We start from the raw sequence: 15,423 nt of genomic DNA on the forward strand, positions 1-15,423 counted from the left end.
GTCCGGAGCGGGTCCTGACCGATCGGACAGCGTGGGAGGTGAACCCCCGGTGATGGCACGCAGCAACACCCGGGACGAGATCCTGCTCTCGGCGGCGCGGCTGTTCGCGACCGCCGGCTACAAGGGCACCTCGCTGCACGACATCGCGGTCGACGTCGGATGCTCCAAGGCCGCCCTGCTGTATCACTTCGACAGCAAAGAGGCGATCCTCACCGAGATGTGCGCGCCGGCCATCGCCGAGCTCGAGCAGCTGCACGCGCGGCTGGGCGAGCTGGACGGCGACGAGGCCCGGCCGGCCGCGATCGAGGGTTTCGTGGATCTCTGCCTGCGGTACCGCAAACAGATCCAGGTCATCTACGGGGACCTGCCCGCACTGCTGCAGCAACCCGCGTTCCAACGGGTATACGAGATGACGCAGACACTCTGCGCGATCCTCGCCGGCCCGGACGACACGCCCGTGTCGCTGGTGGCGGCCAAGCTCGTGCTCGCCGGAATCCCGGCGATCGCGTTCGGCATCGACCACGACATGCACGGCCACACCGACGAAGAGATGCGCGCCGCCCTGTTCGAGGCGGCGACGCGAGCCCTGGCACCGCTCACCCTTCGCTAACCGTTAGGACACGAACGTCATGGCTACTGTGCTCTACCGGCTCGGCCGGGCCGCGTTCCGGCGCCGCTGGCTGGTGCTGATCCTGTGGATCGTGGTGCTCGGCGGCCTCGGCGCCGCCGCGGCCGCGTTCCACGGCCCCACCTCCAGCGACTTCACCATGCCCGGCACCGAGTCGCAGCGCGCGATCGACTCGCTGAAGCAGCAGTTCCCGGAGGCCAGCGGCGCCACCGGCACGATCGTCATCGAGGCGCCGCAGGGCGCGACGCTCGCGGCCGACGCGAACAAGGCGGCGGTGATGGGCCTGGTCCAGGAGGCCAACAAGCTGCCCGGCGTGGTCGGGGCGTTGGACCCCTACAGCACCAAGGCGCTGACGCCCGACGGGCGGTATGCCCTGATCACCGTGCAGTTCACCGACCGCGCGGACAAGGTCACCAAGGACCAGCGCACCGCCTACGAGGCGACCGGGGCGGCGGCCCAGGAGGCCGGGCTGCGGGTGGAGCACGGTGGCGAGGTCATGAACACGGAGCCCCAGATCGGCGGCAAGGAGGGCATCGGCGTCGTCATCGCCCTGGTGGTGCTGCTGGTGACGTTCGGCTCGATCGTCGCGGCCGGCATGACGATGCTCAACGCGCTGCTCGGCGTCGGCGCGGGCATGGCCGGGCTGTTCGCGCTGTCCGGCGTCGTGCACCTGACCAGCACCGCGCCCGTCCTGGCGCTGATGCTCGGCCTGGCCGTCGGCATCGACTACTCGCTGTTCATCAGCTCCCGGCACCGCCAGCACCTGCTGGAGGGCCTGGCGCCCGAGGAGGCGGCGGGCCGGGCGGTCGGCACCGCCGGGTCGGCGGTCGTGTTCGCCGGCGCCACCGTGGTCATCGCGCTGGCCGGCCTGGCCGTGGTGAACATCCCGTTCCTGACCGTCATGGGCCTGGCCGCGGCCGGCACGGTCGCCGTCGCGGTGCTGGTCGCGATCACGCTGCAGCCGGCGCTGCTGTCCTTCGCCGGGCACGGGATCCTCTCCCGCCGCCAGCGCCGGGCGGTCAAGGACGGCACGGCGCACCACACCGAGGGCTTCGGGTTCCGGTGGGCCCGCTGGATGATCCGCCTGCGGGTGCCGGTGATCCTGGTCGGCGTGCTCGGCCTGGCGGCCCTCGCCATCCCCGCCTCGCACATGCGCATCGCGCTGCCCGGGGCCAGCGCCGGCCCGGAAGACACCCCGGCCCGCAGGGCGGCGGACCTCATCGACCAGGGCTTCGGCCCCGGCTTCAACGGCCGGCTCGCGCTGGTGATCTCCACCGACTCGCCCGACGTGACCAAGGAGAAGGCCGGGCAGGCGGTCCAGCAGCTGCAGGGCACCGAGAACCTGCTCGCCGCGACCCCGCCGAACTTCAGCCGCGACGGCAAGACCGCGCTGGTGGCGCTCATCCCGAAGACCGGCCCGACCGACGCGGCCACCGAGGACCTCGTCCACGCGGTGCGGGCCAAGGTCAAGGCGATCGGCGGGGCCGACTTCGCGGTCACCGGACAGACGGCCGTCGGCATCGACGTGTCGGAGAAGCTCTCCGACGCCATGCCGATCTACCTGCTGCTGGTCGTCGGTTTGTCGGTACTGCTCCTGATGCTCGTCTTCCGCTCGATCCTGGTGCCGCTGAAGGCCGCGGCCGGATTCCTGCTCACCGTCGGCGCGACCTTCGGCATCACCGTGCTGGTCTTCCAGGACGGCCACCTGGGCTCGCTGGTCGGGCTGGATCAGGCCGGGCCGCTGGTGAGCTTCCTGCCGATCCTGCTCATCGGCATCCTGTTCGGCCTGGCCATGGACTACGAGGTGTTCCTGGTCTCGCGGATGCGCGAGGACTACGTGCACGGCGACACGCCGCGGCAGGCCACAATCAACGGCATGGGCCACGGCGCCCGCGTGGTGACCGCGGCCGCGATCATCATGGCGTCGGTGTTCGGCGGCTTCGTCCTGGTCGAGGACCCGATCATCAAGTCGATGGGCTTCGCCCTGGCGACCGGCGTGGCGATCGACGCGTTCATCGTGCGCATGTCGATCGTCCCGGCGGTGGTGTCGCTGCTCGGCCGGTCCGCGTGGTGGCTGCCGCGCTGGCTCAACCGCGCACTGCCCAACGTCGACATCGAGGGCGAGCGCCTGCGCAAGCACCTGGCCGCCGAGCCGGTCAAGGAGCCCGTCACGGTATAACCGGGACTCGATCCCGCTAAATCGTGAAATGTCCGATAAGTCCGGCGCGCCAGCGCCGGACTTATCGCGTTTCCGCGGTCCGCACCACCGCGCTCACCAGGTCGTGCCGGGGCGAACGCGGGCGTCAAAGTCTGGACAAGAACAGTTAACAAACCTAATAATGGCGACCACCGTCGATGGAGGTCGCCCATGAAGCGCGTCGCGCTCATTCTTGGCGCCGCTGCACTGCTGGTCACGGGGATCTTCGTGGCCACCAACGCGTACGCGGCCAATCTGCTGTCCAATCCCGGCTTCGAGAGTGGCTCGCTGTCGGGCTGGGCGTGCACCGGCAGCGGCTCGGGGACGGTCACGTCGCCCGTGCACTCCGGGTCGTACGCCCTCAACGGCAACGCCACCGCCTCCGACAACGCCCAGTGCACGCAGACCGTCACCGTCCAGCCGAACACGGCGTACACCCTCTCCGGCTGGGTCCGCGGCAACTACGTCTACATCGGCGTCACCGGCGGCGCCTCGACCTGGACCCCGTCCGCGACCGCCTACACCCAGCTGACCGTGCCGTTCACCACCGCCGCCGGCCAGACCTCGGTCCAGGTCTACCTGCACGGGTGGTACGGCCAGGGCGTCTACAACGCCGACGACGTCGCCCTCGACGGGCCCGGCACGCCGCCCACCACCACCCCGCCGACGACCTCCTCCCCGTCGCCGTCGAAGTCGCCCTCGGCCTCGCCGTCGCCGTCGCATTCGCCGTCGACCAGCCCGTCCACGAGCCCGACGCCGCCCACCGGGCTGCCGAAGCACGCCCTCATCGGGTACCTCCACGCCAGCTTCGCCAACGGGTCGGGCTATGTGCGCATGGCCGACGTGCCGGCCGCCTGGGACGTGATCGACCTCGCGTTCGGCGAGCCGACCAGCGTCACCTCCGGCGACATCCGGTTCAACCGGTGCTCGGCGAGCGAGTGCCCCAACGTCGAGTCGGACGCGGACTTCCTCGCCGCCATCAAGGCCAAGCAGGCCCAGGGCAAGAAGGTCCTGCTCTCGATCGGCGGCCAGAACGGGGAGGTCCAGCTGACCACGACCGCCGCCCGGGACGCGTTCGTCTCCTCGGTCGGCGCGATCATCGACCGGTGGGGCCTGGACGGGCTCGACGTCGACTTCGAGGGCCACTCGCTCTACCTCAACGCCGGCGACAGCGACTTCCACAACCCGACCACGCCGGTCATCGTCAACCTGATCAGCGCGCTGAAGTCGCTGAAGGCCAGGTACGGCAGCAAGTTCGTGCTCACCATGGCGCCCGAGACGTTCTTCGTGCAGCTGGGCTACCAGTTCTACGGCGGTACGAGCAACGGCGACAACCGGGCCGGGTCCTACCTGCCGGTCATCTACGCGGTCCGCGACTTCCTGACCATCCTGCACGTCCAGGACTACAACTCCGGCCCGATCTGGGGGCTGGACGGGCAGTACCACACCATGGGCGGCGCCGATTTCCTCATCGCCATGACCGACATGCTCAAGGCCGGGTTCCCGGTGGCCAACACCGGCCAGACGTTCCCGGGCCTGCGCCCCGACCAGATCGGCATCGGCGTGCCGGCCGCGGTCAGCGCCGGCAACGGCTACGTCGCCCCGGCCGTGGTGCAGAGCGCCGTCACCTGCCTGGTGTCGGGCTCCGGCTGCGGCGGCTACACCCTGCGCGGTGGCACCTCGCCCGCGTTCCGCGGCCTCATGACCTGGTCGATCAACTGGGACCGGTACTACAACTGGGAGTTCCAGAACGCCCAGCGACCGTTCCTGAACTCCTTGCCGTAGGTTTCACCGGGTGAGCGCACTCGAACTGGTGAGCAGCTGGCCCGTGCAGACCGCCGCCGTGGCGGTCGTGGACGCCAAGGGTGTCCGCGACCGCTACGGCCCGGACACCGCCCTGCCGTGGGCGTCGGTCACCAAGCTGCTGACCGCCCTGACCGTCCTCATCGCCGTCGATCGCGGTGACGTGCTGCTGGACGAGCCCGCCGGCCCCGAGGGCGCGACCGTGCGCCACCTGCTGGCCCACACCTCCGGCGTCGCCTTCGACGAGGGCCAGATCCTGGCCGCCCCCGGCCGCAAGCGCATCTACTCCAACCGCGGCTTCGAGCTGCTCGCCGACTTCGTGCTGACCCGCACCGGCGGCACGTTCGCCGAGCTGATGACCGAGTCGGTGCTGCGCCCGCTCGGCATGGGCGGCACCCGCCTCGAGGGCTCCCCCGCCGCCGGCGCCATCGGCCCGGTCTCCGACCTGGCGCTGCTCGGCCAGGAGCTGCTCGACCCGTCCCTGGTCCCCGACCTGATGCCCGAGGCGACCACCGTGCAGTTCCCGGGCGTGTCCGGCGTGCTGCCCGGCTTCGGCCGGCAGGACCCGAACGACTGGGGGCTGGGCTTCGAGCTGCGCGACGGCAAGTCGCCGCACTGGACCGGGGCCCGCAACAGCCCGCGCACGTTCGGCCACTTCGGCCGGACCGGCACCTTCCTGTGGGTCGACCCGGCCGCCGGGCTGGCCCTGGCCTGCCTGACCGACCGCGACTTCGGCGAGTGGGCGGCCGAGGCGTGGCCCGCCCTCTCCGACGCCGTCCTCAGCGATCAGGCCGGCTAAGGGCGCAGGCCGTTCACGACGAGGGTGCAGACGTCGGCGAGGAGCTCCTCGCGGCCGGGGCGGTCCCACTCCTCCACGTGGGCCGGGTGGTGGAAGGCGTTGGTCGCCTCGAACACGGCGCGGGCCATGGCGGCGGTGTCGGCGACGGCGAAGTCGCCCGCGGCGACGCCGTCGGCGAGGATCCCCTCCAGCTGCGCCAGCAGGGCCGCGACGTGCTCGGCGGCCACCGCGCTGTGCTCCAGCACCAGGACGCGGTAGGTCGCGAACAGTTCCGGATCGGTCCTCGCCGAGCGGCGTTTCATCTGGTACAGCCCGGTCAGCCAGGCGCGCAGGCGCTCCGGCGGGCGCAGGTGCGCGTCCCCGGCCAGCGCGGCCAGCTCGCCGCCCCCGCGACCCAGGAAGCGGCGGGCCACCGCCTCGCGCAGCGCCGCCTTCGAGGAGAAGTGCCGATACACGGCCGCGTGGCTGACACCCAGCGATCGGGCCACGTCCACCACGGTCGCCTTCGACGGGCCGAACCGCCGCAGGACGTCCTCGGTGGCCAGCATGATCGTCTCGGCGTCCAGGGCGGCCATCATCGCGTGACCCTAGCGCTCGCTGTCGAGCATGGCGAGCTGCGGCGCGGCGTAGCGCTCGCCGGCCACGGCCCCGGGCGGTACCGCCTCCTCGATGGCGGCCAGGTCGGCGCCGGTGAGGGCCAGCCCGGCCGCGGCCACCGCGTCGGCGATCCGGCCCGGCCGGCTGGCGCCGACGAGCGCGACGACGGCGTCGCCCTGTGCCAGTACCCACGCCGTGGCCAGCTGGGCGACCGGCACGCCGCGGGCGTCGGCGACCGCGCGTAGCCGCTCGACCAGGGCCAGGTTGGCGGCGAGGTTCGCGCCGTGGAAGCGCGGCAGGTGGCCTACCTCGCCGCCGCCGGCGTAGGCGCCGGTGAGCAGCCCGTGCGCGAGGACGCCGTAGGCGGTGACGCCGATGCCCAGCTCGCGGCAGGTGGCCAGGATCGAGCGCTCCGGGCCGCGGCTGAACAGCGAGTACTCGATCTGGACGTCGGCGATCGGGTGCACGGCGTGCGCGCGGCGGATGGTCTGCGCGCCGACCTCGGACAGGCCGATGTGGCGGACCCGTCCGGCCTCGACCATCTCCGCGATCGCGCCGACGGTGTCCTCGATCGGCACGGCCGGGTCGAGCCGTGCCGGGCGGTAGATGTCGACGTGATCGGTGCCGAGGCGCTGCAGGGAGTAGGCGAGGGCGCTCTTGAGGTACACCGGTCGCGTGTCGAGCCCGACGAACGCGCCGGCGGGGTCGCGCAGGGCGCCGAACTTGTCGCTGATCACGACGCGGTCGCGGTCGCCGGTGCGCAGCGCCCGGCGGATCAGCCACTCGTTGTGGCCGTTGCCGTAGAAGTCGGCGGTGTCGAGCAGCGTGATGCCGGCGTCGATCGCGGCGTGGATCGTGGCCACGCTCGTCGTCTCGTCGGCGGTATCGGTGGACATCTGGTTGCAGCCGAGGCCGATCGAGGCCACGCGGGGGCCCTCGGTGCCGAGTCGTCTCATCTCCACGCGGGAACCGTAACAGATTTCAAATTCTGTAACTACTAACCGCAGTAATACCCCGGCGGGCGACAAATCCGGTATATCCGGTCACGGAGTGGCTGGATATACCGGATCTCTCCGCTCCAGCGCGGCTCAGGACCAGGCGGTCGTCGACCAGTCGTCGGCCGACCAGTAGTGACCGGACCAGTAGTGCCCCGACCAGTAATGGCCGGTCCAGTACTGCCCGGACCACTCCGGGTCGCTCCACGAGCCGTTGCCGGTCCACGGCGTGCCGGCCCAGGTGGCGGCGGACCAGGTGCGGGAGGTGTACGGCGGCACCCAGCGCTGGTTGTCCTGGTCGCCGCAGTCCCAGATCTGCAGCTGCGTGCCGTTGGCCTGGTTCCAGCCGGTCACGTCCAGGCACTTGCCCGAGCCCACGTTGACCAGCTGCCGGGCCGGCGTGACCTGCCAGAGCTGGGCCGGGGTGCCGTTGCAGCCGTACAGCTGGACCTTCGTGCCGTTGGCGGTGCCGGCGGAGGTCACGTCCAGGCACTTGCCCAGGGCCCGGATCGAGCCGTCGGGTTGGAGCGACCAGTACTGCGCCGGCGTGTTGTTGCAGTCGTAGAGCTGGATCGGCGTGCCGTTGGCGGTGCGCCGGTTCATCACGTCGACGCACTTGCCCGCGTAGCCCGAGATCTGGCCGGTGCCGCCGTCGCCGCCGGCGCCGGTCCACGTGTCGCCGGCCATCCGGTAGCCCATCCAGACCCCGCCGCTCCACGAGGCCTGCCGCCCGGCCTGGGCCGCCCACGCCGCGCTGCTCCACGGGCCGAAGATGCTCCGCTCCCCGGACAGGGCGACCCCGTCGACGGTGAGGTGGTTGCCGCCGCGGGTGGTCTCCAGCGGCCCGGTGCCGTTGCCCTTCGCGAACGTCTGGGTCATCGCGGGCGTGGCCAGCGCCGCCGACCCGGCCACGTTGAGCTCCCGCAGGTTCCGCCCGGCGGGCAGCGCCGTCGCGCCCCGGACGAGCAGCGCCTTGACCTGGTCCGGGGTCAGCCCGGGCCGCTGCTGCAGCAGCAGCGCCGCGGCCGAGGAGACCACCGCCGCCGCCTGCGAGGTGCCCGAGCCCTTGAAGCCGGTGGCGCCGACCCGGGCGTTGGGGTACTGCGTGTCGACGTAGGAGTTGACGTCGCGCAGCGACACGATCGAGGTGCCCGGCGCCAGCAGGTCGACCTTGCGGGCGGCGGCCGAGCCGTTGGTGAACGGCGCGATCGTGTCGTCGGCCGTGGTCACCGTCTGGTTCGTGGTCGACGCGCCGACCGCCACGACGAACGGGTCCATCGCCGGGTTGGTCAGCGCGGCCGTGGCGGCGCCGTCGTTGCCGGCCGCGATGACCACCACGATGCCGGCCTGCCAGGCCTGTTCGACGGCGTACATCAGCGGATCGACGGTGGAGGCCGACATCCCGGCGGTACCGTAGCTCAGGTTGAGGACCCGGATCGGGTTCGCCGGGTCGTAGTCGCGGTTGGCGACCACCCAGTCGATCGCCGCGATCATCTGCGACACGTCCGCCGCGCCGGTCGCGGTGCCGACCTTGACCGACGTCACCTTGGCCCGCGGCGCCAGGCCCTCGGTGCCGGCGGCGGTGTCGTTGCCGACCATGATGCCGGCCATGTGCGTGCCGTGGCCGAACGTGTCGAGGTAGCGCAGCTGGCTCGACTGCGACTCGAACGACAGGTCGGGGCCGTTGACCACCTGCCCGGCGGGCAGCCCGGTGACCGGCGCGATGCCGGTGTCGACCAGCGCGATGCCGACGCCCTGCCCGGTCAGCGCCGCGGCCGGCCCGGCGTCGGCCCGCACGATCGAGCGGACGCTCCGCACCGTCGTGCCGGCCCCGGCCGGCCACTCGTCGGCGAGAAAGCCGGCGCCGCCGCCGGCCGCGGCGACCGCTTCCGCGCCGGCCGCGGCGACCGGGTCCGTACCGGCCACGGCCGCCGGGTCCGTACCGGCCACGGCCGCCGGGTCCGTGCCGGCCGGCACGGCCGTCGCCGTCCCGCCCGGGGCGAGCAGCCCGGCCGCCACCGCGGCCGCCAGGGCGCCGGCCGTCAGAGGTTTCCTCATGCACATCTCCCCATCCATGGAGCACGGACGCCCTTCCAGCGCACGTCCGAGTCACCACGATGGGCCGCCTGTCACCGAAAGTCACTGGTCCGTGACGACTTCGCGCCGAACGCCCGACAGGCGCTGTCGTCGCTTCGGCGGCGGTACCGTCGAAGCGCCCGACACCCCTCACCCTCGGCGCCCTGTTCGCTGCTCCGGATCCCCCGCCGGCCGCCCTGGCTTCCCTCCCGGGCGCCACCCGGGCCGGGACCGCCGTTGCCCACCGCCGTCGCCCACCGCCGGGAGCAGCTCGTCGAGCCGGGCTCCGCACCGGACTTTTCCGACATTTCACGATAATTGATGATCCTGAGCGCGGGCGGCCGGCGCGGCTCAACGCCCCGGGCCGGCATCACGTCCCACACGTCGGTCGCCGCACGCCGCGCAGCCCAGCGCAGCGACCGGAAGTCTCCGCGATCATGCGCAACTGGCACCGACACCCTCGGTTTTTCATGATCACGGAGTGCTGATGTACTCCCGTGTACCAGAAGTCTCCGGGATCATGGCAAACCCGTGGCGCGGCCACCGCGAGCAGCATGATCACGGAGACATACGTCCGCCCCGGGCTGCGCCGATCGGATATTCCGCCCGACGGGCAAAATATACGAAATGTCCGCCCTGGCGCGCCGCCCTGGCGCGCCACCCTGGCGCGCCAGCCTGGCGCGCCACCCTGGCGCGCCACCCTGGCGCGCCACCCTGGCGCGCCACCCTGGCGCGCCACCCTGGCGCGCCACCCTGGCGCGCCACCCTGGCGCTGCGCGCCAAGGGACGTCATAGCTGGCGGCCGCGTGGGCGACAAATGCGAAATGTCGGATAAATCCGGGCACGAAGTGTCTGGATTTATCCGGATGAAACGGGCCGGCCGGGGGCGGGCCTCAGTAGCGGGCCTCAGTAGTCGGCCAGGCAATGCAGGGCCTCTTCGAGGAGGGGTAGCAGGGGCACGGGCGGGTCGGACTGCAGCCAGCGGTAGGTCGCCGCGTCGCAGGCCGCCGCCACGGCGCCGCCGATCACGTCCGGGAACAGGGAGGACGGGGGCAGGCGGAGGCGGTCGGCGATCGCCGAGGACAGTGCGCGCTGCATGGCGGCGCGGACGCGCAGGTACTCGCCCTGCATCGCCGGGGTGGAGAACACCAGGCGCAGGCCCTCGATCCAGACGCGGTCCGGGACGTGCTCGGGGACGGCGCCGCCGGCGAGCTCGGTCAGCATCGTCGCCGTGATCGCGTCGCGCAGCGGCTCGGCCGGTGGGCGGGCGCGCAGCGCCTCGCCGGCCCGTTGCGCGCGGTCCACGGCGAGGGCGCAGATCGCCTCGGCCTTGCTCGAGAAGTAGTTGTTGAAGGTCCGGGGTGACACGCCTACCTCGGCCGCGATGTCCTCGACCAGCACGCCCTCGAAGCCGCGCTCGACGGTCAGGCGCAGGGCGGCGAGGGCCAGTGCGCGCCGGGTCGCCTGCTTCTTGCGCTCGCGCAGGCCCGGTTCCATGCCTCAAGCGTAACGATACATGCGCGTCACGCAAGGTTTCGGATCACGCAACAAAGGATATGCCTTAAGATCCGCAGTCGTACCGCCGATGAGCCCATGGATTCGAGTGCGCTTGGGGGTGAGCATGCAGACGCTCGCCCGTCCCGTGCGCGACTGGCTCTGGATGGTGCTGCTCGGCGTCGGGACCGCCGCGACCGTGCTGTTCACGCTGGGCCTGCTGTCCGAGGCCGTCGTCTTCCCGCTGATGGGCGGGCTGTCGGTGCTGTGCTGGGCGCTGGGGCCCCGGCTGCACGACATCCGGCCGCGCCGGCCGTGGTGGCTGCTGTCCGCCGCCGGGTTCTTCTTCCTGACCGGCGTGGTCGTGCGCGGGCTGCTGGCGGACCGGCCGTATCCGCTGGCGCAGCTCGGCGACGCGTTCTCGGTATGCGGGTTCGGGTTCTTCATCGCCGCGATGCTCACGTTCCTCAACCGGTGGGGCATGGACCGGCGCGCGCTGCTGGACGGGCTCATCGTCTGCATCGGCGCGGCGATCGCCTCGACGCTGCTGTTCGTGCTGCCGGCCACCGCGATCGCCGGGCGGCCGCTGCTGGTCAGTGTGCTGGCCGGGCTGTACCCGCTGCTCGACGTCGTGGTCGTGCTGCTCGGGGTGAACCTGGCGTTCACCACCGCCGTGCGCCAGCCCGCGTTCGTGCTGCTCGGCGGGATGATGGTGCTGATCTTCGCGGGCGACCTCGGCTACGCCGTCATCGGCCGGGGCGGTGACGTCAACGGGCCGCGGCTGATGACGCTGCCGTTCCTGCTCGCCTTCACGCTCGGCGGGGCGGCGCCGCTGCACCCCAGCGCGCGGGCGCTCGGCCGGGCCACCCCGCTGCCGATCCAGGCCTGGTCGCCGGCCCGGATGGCGGTCATCGGGCCGGCCGTCGCCGTGCCGTTTCTGCTCGAGGTACTGCTCAATCATCAGTCGCCGCTGGCACGCTGGATCCTCGGGGTGGGCGGCGCCGCCATCGTCGCCCTGCTGCTCGTGCGCGCCTCCGACGCGGTGCAGAGCCACGCCGCGGCACAGCGGCGCTTCGAGCACCAGGCGACCCACGACCCGCTGACCGGCCTGCCCAACCGGCGCATGCTCGCGCTCATGGTCGAGCGGCGCCTCAGCGAGTCCGGGCCCGGCGACGTGTGGATGTTCTACCTCGACCTCGACGGGTTCAAGCTGGTCAACGACTCCTGGGGGCACCCGGTCGGGGACCGGCTCATCACCGAGGTCGGCGGCCGGCTGCGCCACGCGCTGCCCGCGCAGGCCACGGTCGCGCGGGTCGGCGGCGACGAGTTCGTGATCGTGCAGCGGTGCACCGAGCCGGAGGCGATGGCGGCCGCGCGGCGGATCATGGAGTGCGTCGAGCGGCCGCTGCTGCTCGACGGGGCCGAGGGCGCCACCGCGGAGGTCGTCGTCGGCGCGTCGATGGGCATCGTGCGGGCCGAGCGGCACGACACCGCCGAGGCGCTCATGCGCGACGCGGACACAGCGATGTACCGCGCCAAGGAAGAGGGCCGCAACCGCTGGACCGTCTTCGACGCCTCGATGCGCGACGCCGTGCGCGAGCGGGTCGAGATCGAGGTGGCGCTGCGCGCGGCGGTCGCGCAGGAGCAGCTCTCGATCGAGTACCAGCCGATCGTGGACCTGACCACCGACCGGCCGGCGGGCGCGGAGGCGCTCGTGCGCTGGCAGCATCCGGTGCGCGGGTGGATCGGGCCGAACATGTTCATCGCCGTCGCCGAGGACGCCAACCTCATCTCCGCGCTCGGCGCCTGGGTGCTGCGCGAGTCGGTGCGCCAGCTGGCCCGCTGGCGCGCCGCCGGGGTGGTCGACGAGGACTTCTGGATGTCGGTGAACGTCTCGCCGCGCCAGCTCGGCGACGCCGGGTTCGCCGACCGGCTCGCCGTGACCCTCGCCCAGGCCGGGGTGCCGGCCGGGAACCTGGTGCTGGAGATCACCGAGTCGGTGATGGTCGAGGGCGGCGAGCTCACCGAGCGGCTCCTGCGGCGGCTGCGGGACATGGGCGTGCGCATCTCCGTCGACGACTTCGGCACCGGCTTCTCCGCCCTGGGGTACCTCCGCCGCCATCCGGTCACCGGCGTGAAGATCGACCAGTCGTTCGTCGGCGGACTCGGCGGCTGCGTCGAGGACGAGGAGATCGTGCGGGCCGTCGTCGCCATGAGCAGCGCGCTCGGCCTGAGCGTCGTGGCCGAGGGCGTGGAGACCACCGCCCAGCGCGATGTCCTCGCCGCGCTCGGGGTGCCGCTGGCCCAGGGCTGGCTGTGGGGCCGGGCGGTGCCGCCGGACATCTTCGCGGCGGCGTGGGCCGTGCCCGTCCCTCATTGGTGATCACTCACCCTTTCCATCCGTTGCGGGGCCAACGCGTTGCCGTGCCGCGCTGGCCCAGGCGCAGGCGACCAAGCCGCCCCTGCCGGCCACGGACTCCCTGCAGGCCCTGGCCGCAGACCCGCCCCGGCTGCGGCACGCCGAGACGACCAGCCCACGCGACCGCAAACGCCACCCAGGAGATCTGGCGGCGGAAGGTCGCCAGCTATTCCGGCAGGGTCGCCAGACGCTCTTCAACGCCTAGCGCGCCTCAAGGCGGACATGGCATTGGCCAGCGTATATCGGTGGGTCGATGGGCGGGGTGGGTCAGAGCGGGCGGATGCCGTTGGCCAGGATGGCGAGCAGGCGGTCGGCGCGGCCCGGGCTCGGGGCTCGCTGGGCCGCCCAGGCGATGCCGGTCGCGTGGGCGAACAGGTCTGACGCCTCGATGTCCGCGGCGACGGTGCCGGCGGTCTGGGCGCGGACGAGCAGTTGTGCGGCCGCGTCCCGCATCTGTTTGCAGGAGGCGTAGAGCGGCGAGTCGCTGTCGCGCATCGTGGCCATCACCGGGTCGGGCAGTCCGCGGTACATCTGAACGTACGTCAGGAACTCCCGCAGCCAGTCCAGCAGTGCGGTGTCGGTCGGTGTGGCGGTCATGAGCCGCTCGGCGGTGGCGGTGAGCCCCTCCAGGCGCTCGTGCAGCACCGCCTCCAGCAGCGCGTCGCGGGTCGGGAAGTTGCGGTACATGGTGGCGTTGCCCACACCTGAGTCCCGGGCGATCGCGTCGAGTGGGACGTCGATCCCCTGTGCGCTGAAGACGCGGTGGGCGGCTTCGACGAGCCGCTCGCGGTTGCGGCGGGCGTCGGAGCGCCGCGGCCCGCCGGTCGTCGTGGCTGCGCCCATCTCGCTCCTCGAACTTGCGTACTCGACAACTGGGGAGTCTCCCCAATACTGTACCGTACGTAAGTGGGGAAGCTCCCCAGTTGCTGGTACGTACGTCATTGTCGAGTACGGAGGGCGAACATGGCCGAGCGGATAGCGGTACCAGAGACATCGACCGGACGAAGCGAGGTCAAAGCCGGCGGGGGCGCCATCGCACTATTCGTCATCGTCGGCTTCCAGCTGATGGTGATCGTCGACGGCACGATCGTGAACGTCGCCCTGCCGGCGATCCAGCACAGCCTCGGCTTCACTGTCACCGGCCTGTCCTGGGTCGTCAACGCCTACGTCCTCGCCGTCGGCGGCCTGCTCCTGCTGGGTGGCCGGGCCGGTGACGTGTTCGGCCGGCGCCGGATCTTCGTCGTCGGTGTCGCGCTGTTCACCGCGAGTTCCCTGGTCGCCGGCCTCGCCACGACGCCCGGGTGGCTGATCGCCGCGCGGGCCGTGCAGGGCGTCGGGGCGGCGCTGGCCGGGCCCAGCACCCTGGCGCTGATCGCCAACAACTTCGCCGAGGGCCCCGAGCGGCACCGGGCGCTGGGCGCGTTCTCCGCGGCGGCCGGCGGCGGCGGATCGCTCGGCATCATCGCCGGCGGCATGCTGACCGAGTGGGCGTCCTGGCGCTGGGTGATGTTCGTCAACGTCCCGGTCGGCCTCGCGGTGCTGCTGCTCACGCCGCGGCACGTGCGCGAGTCCGAGCGGCACCCCGGGCGCTTCGACGTCGCGGGCGCACTGACCTCAGGTGTCGCGCTGACCGCGCTGGCCTACGGCTGCGTGCGCGGAGCCGGAGAAGGCTGGGGCGACCGGTGGAGCATCACCGCCTTCGCCGCCGCCGCGCTGCTGCTGCTCGCCTTCGTTGCCGTGGAGCGGCGCGCCGCGGCCCCGATCGTGCCGTTCAGCCTGCTGTCGCAGCGCAACCGGACGGCCGCGTACGTGAACATGCTCGTGATCAGCGGGGCCATGATCGGCGTGTTCTACTTCCTGACCCTGTTCCTACAGGAGACGCTGCGGTTCTCCGCCCTGGAGACCGGGTTCGCCTTCCTCACCATGACGGTGCCGCTGTTCGCCACCGCCCGCATCGCCGCGGCCCTGCTGGCCCGGACCGGGGCGAAGCCCGTCACCGTCGTCGGTACCGCGCTGATCACCGCCGGCATAGCATGGCTCTCATTTCTGGACGCCGGCAGCGGCTTCGCCGGCGGGGTGCTCGGGCCGCTGGTGCTCATCGGCGCCGGCATCGGGCTCACCTTCATGCCGCTCAACAGCATCATCCTGGCCAACACGCCGCCGAAACACACCGGCGCCGCATCCGGGCTGCTCCAGGCGATGCAGCGGGTCGGCGCCTCGGTCGGCCTCGCCGTGCTGGTCGCGATCGCGGCGCAAGCGGACGGCCAGGCCGAGCAGGCCGCCCGGGCGTACCAGGCGTCCACGGTGCTCGTCGGCATCGCGCTGTGCATCGCCCTCTTCGTGATCACCCGGCCCGCCCGCAGCGATGACGAGACGACGCGCACCCCTACGCAGTGAGGCGGGCCACGTAGCGCT

11 protein-coding genes are annotated in these 15,423 nt (G+C 72.1%); 6 read left to right on the plus strand and 5 right to left on the minus strand.

Annotated features, from left to right (window positions below; translation table 11 throughout):
• Positions 1 to 52 precede the first annotated feature (52 nt).
• The 4 genes from ACQPXD_RS33190 to ACQPXD_RS33205 all read left to right on the plus strand — a co-directional run bounded on the left by ACQPXD_RS33190 (position 53) and on the right by ACQPXD_RS33205 (position 5,427).
• Positions 53 to 610, plus strand: a complete 558-nt coding sequence (locus tag ACQPXD_RS33190; RefSeq protein ID WP_432825281.1) for a TetR/AcrR family transcriptional regulator — start codon at positions 53 to 55, stop codon at positions 608 to 610.
• A 19-nt stretch (positions 611 to 629) separates the two neighbouring features.
• Positions 630 to 2,807: an MMPL family transporter gene (locus ACQPXD_RS33195; RefSeq protein WP_432825282.1), complete on the plus strand. Its 2,178-nt coding sequence runs from the start codon at positions 630 to 632 to the stop codon at positions 2,805 to 2,807.
• A gap of 189 nt (positions 2,808 to 2,996) precedes the next feature.
• On the plus strand, positions 2,997 to 4,610 hold the full coding sequence (locus ACQPXD_RS33200; RefSeq protein ID WP_432825283.1) for a chitinase: 1,614 nt from the start codon (positions 2,997 to 2,999) through the stop codon (positions 4,608 to 4,610).
• 10 nt (positions 4,611 to 4,620) lie between these two features.
• Positions 4,621 to 5,427 carry a serine hydrolase domain-containing protein gene (locus ACQPXD_RS33205; RefSeq protein ID WP_432825284.1) on the plus strand — a complete coding sequence of 269 codons (807 nt, stop codon included), beginning with the start codon at positions 4,621 to 4,623 and terminating at the stop codon, positions 5,425 to 5,427.
• Here ACQPXD_RS33205 and ACQPXD_RS33210 read toward each other — a convergent pair.
• From ACQPXD_RS33210 to ACQPXD_RS33225, 4 genes are all read right to left on the minus strand, one after another.
• Positions 5,424 to 6,005, minus strand: coding sequence for a TetR family transcriptional regulator (locus ACQPXD_RS33210; protein ID WP_432825285.1), 582 nt, complete (start codon positions 6,003 to 6,005; stop codon positions 5,424 to 5,426). The two genes, ACQPXD_RS33205 and ACQPXD_RS33210, sit on opposite strands and share 4 nt — an antisense overlap.
• A gap of 9 nt (positions 6,006 to 6,014) precedes the next feature.
• Complete coding sequence (locus tag ACQPXD_RS33215; RefSeq protein WP_432844046.1) at positions 6,015 to 6,980, minus strand: aldo/keto reductase; 966 nt, start codon at positions 6,978 to 6,980, stop codon at positions 6,015 to 6,017.
• 132 nt (positions 6,981 to 7,112) lie between these two features.
• A complete protein-coding gene (locus ACQPXD_RS33220) occupies positions 7,113 to 9,077 on the minus strand; it encodes a S8 family serine peptidase (protein WP_432825286.1) in 1,965 nt (654 codons plus the stop codon).
• A 924-nt stretch (positions 9,078 to 10,001) separates the two neighbouring features.
• Positions 10,002 to 10,592, minus strand: coding sequence for a TetR family transcriptional regulator (locus ACQPXD_RS33225; protein WP_432825287.1), 591 nt, complete (start codon positions 10,590 to 10,592; stop codon positions 10,002 to 10,004).
• Between the two features lie 124 nt (positions 10,593 to 10,716).
• Between ACQPXD_RS33225 and ACQPXD_RS33230 the strand changes: the two genes are divergently transcribed.
• Positions 10,717 to 12,972, plus strand: a complete 2,256-nt coding sequence (locus ACQPXD_RS33230; protein ID WP_432825288.1) for a putative bifunctional diguanylate cyclase/phosphodiesterase — start codon at positions 10,717 to 10,719, stop codon at positions 12,970 to 12,972.
• A 303-nt stretch (positions 12,973 to 13,275) separates the two neighbouring features.
• On the opposite strand, the gene ACQPXD_RS33235 is transcribed toward ACQPXD_RS33230, so the two are convergent.
• Complete coding sequence (locus ACQPXD_RS33235; protein WP_432825289.1) at positions 13,276 to 13,851, minus strand: TetR/AcrR family transcriptional regulator; 576 nt, start codon at positions 13,849 to 13,851, stop codon at positions 13,276 to 13,278.
• Between the two features lie 120 nt (positions 13,852 to 13,971).
• Between ACQPXD_RS33235 and ACQPXD_RS33240 the strand changes: the two genes are divergently transcribed.
• Positions 13,972 to 15,405, plus strand: a complete 1,434-nt coding sequence (locus ACQPXD_RS33240; protein WP_432825290.1) for an MFS transporter — start codon at positions 13,972 to 13,974, stop codon at positions 15,403 to 15,405.
• The last annotated feature ends 18 nt before the right edge of the window (positions 15,406 to 15,423 follow it).

The sequence above is a fragment of the Dactylosporangium sp. CA-092794 genome (genome assembly GCF_050948465.1).
Lineage (GTDB): Bacteria > Actinomycetota > Actinomycetes > Mycobacteriales > Micromonosporaceae > Dactylosporangium.

What these genes read in the sequence shown, in the direction of transcription:
- ACQPXD_RS33235 (WP_432825289.1), bottom strand. Translation starts at nt 13,851, where the DNA reads ATGGGCGCAGCCACGACGACCGGCGGGCCGCGGCGCTCCGACGCCCGC.
- ACQPXD_RS33195 (WP_432825282.1), top strand. Translation starts at nt 630, where the DNA reads ATGGCTACTGTGCTCTACCGGCTCGGCCGGGCCGCGTTCCGGCGCCGC.
- ACQPXD_RS33210 (WP_432825285.1), bottom strand. Translation starts at nt 6,005, where the DNA reads ATGATGGCCGCCCTGGACGCCGAGACGATCATGCTGGCCACCGAGGAC.
- ACQPXD_RS33215 (WP_432844046.1), bottom strand. Translation starts at nt 6,980, where the DNA reads ATGAGACGACTCGGCACCGAGGGCCCCCGCGTGGCCTCGATCGGCCTC.
- ACQPXD_RS33230 (WP_432825288.1), top strand. Translation starts at nt 10,717, where the DNA reads ATGCAGACGCTCGCCCGTCCCGTGCGCGACTGGCTCTGGATGGTGCTG.
- ACQPXD_RS33220 (WP_432825286.1), bottom strand. Translation starts at nt 9,077, where the DNA reads ATGAGGAAACCTCTGACGGCCGGCGCCCTGGCGGCCGCGGTGGCGGCC.
- ACQPXD_RS33240 (WP_432825290.1), top strand. Translation starts at nt 13,972, where the DNA reads ATGGCCGAGCGGATAGCGGTACCAGAGACATCGACCGGACGAAGCGAG.
- ACQPXD_RS33225 (WP_432825287.1), bottom strand. Translation starts at nt 10,592, where the DNA reads ATGGAACCGGGCCTGCGCGAGCGCAAGAAGCAGGCGACCCGGCGCGCA.
- ACQPXD_RS33200 (WP_432825283.1), top strand. Translation starts at nt 2,997, where the DNA reads ATGAAGCGCGTCGCGCTCATTCTTGGCGCCGCTGCACTGCTGGTCACG.
- ACQPXD_RS33190 (WP_432825281.1), top strand. Translation starts at nt 53, where the DNA reads ATGGCACGCAGCAACACCCGGGACGAGATCCTGCTCTCGGCGGCGCGG.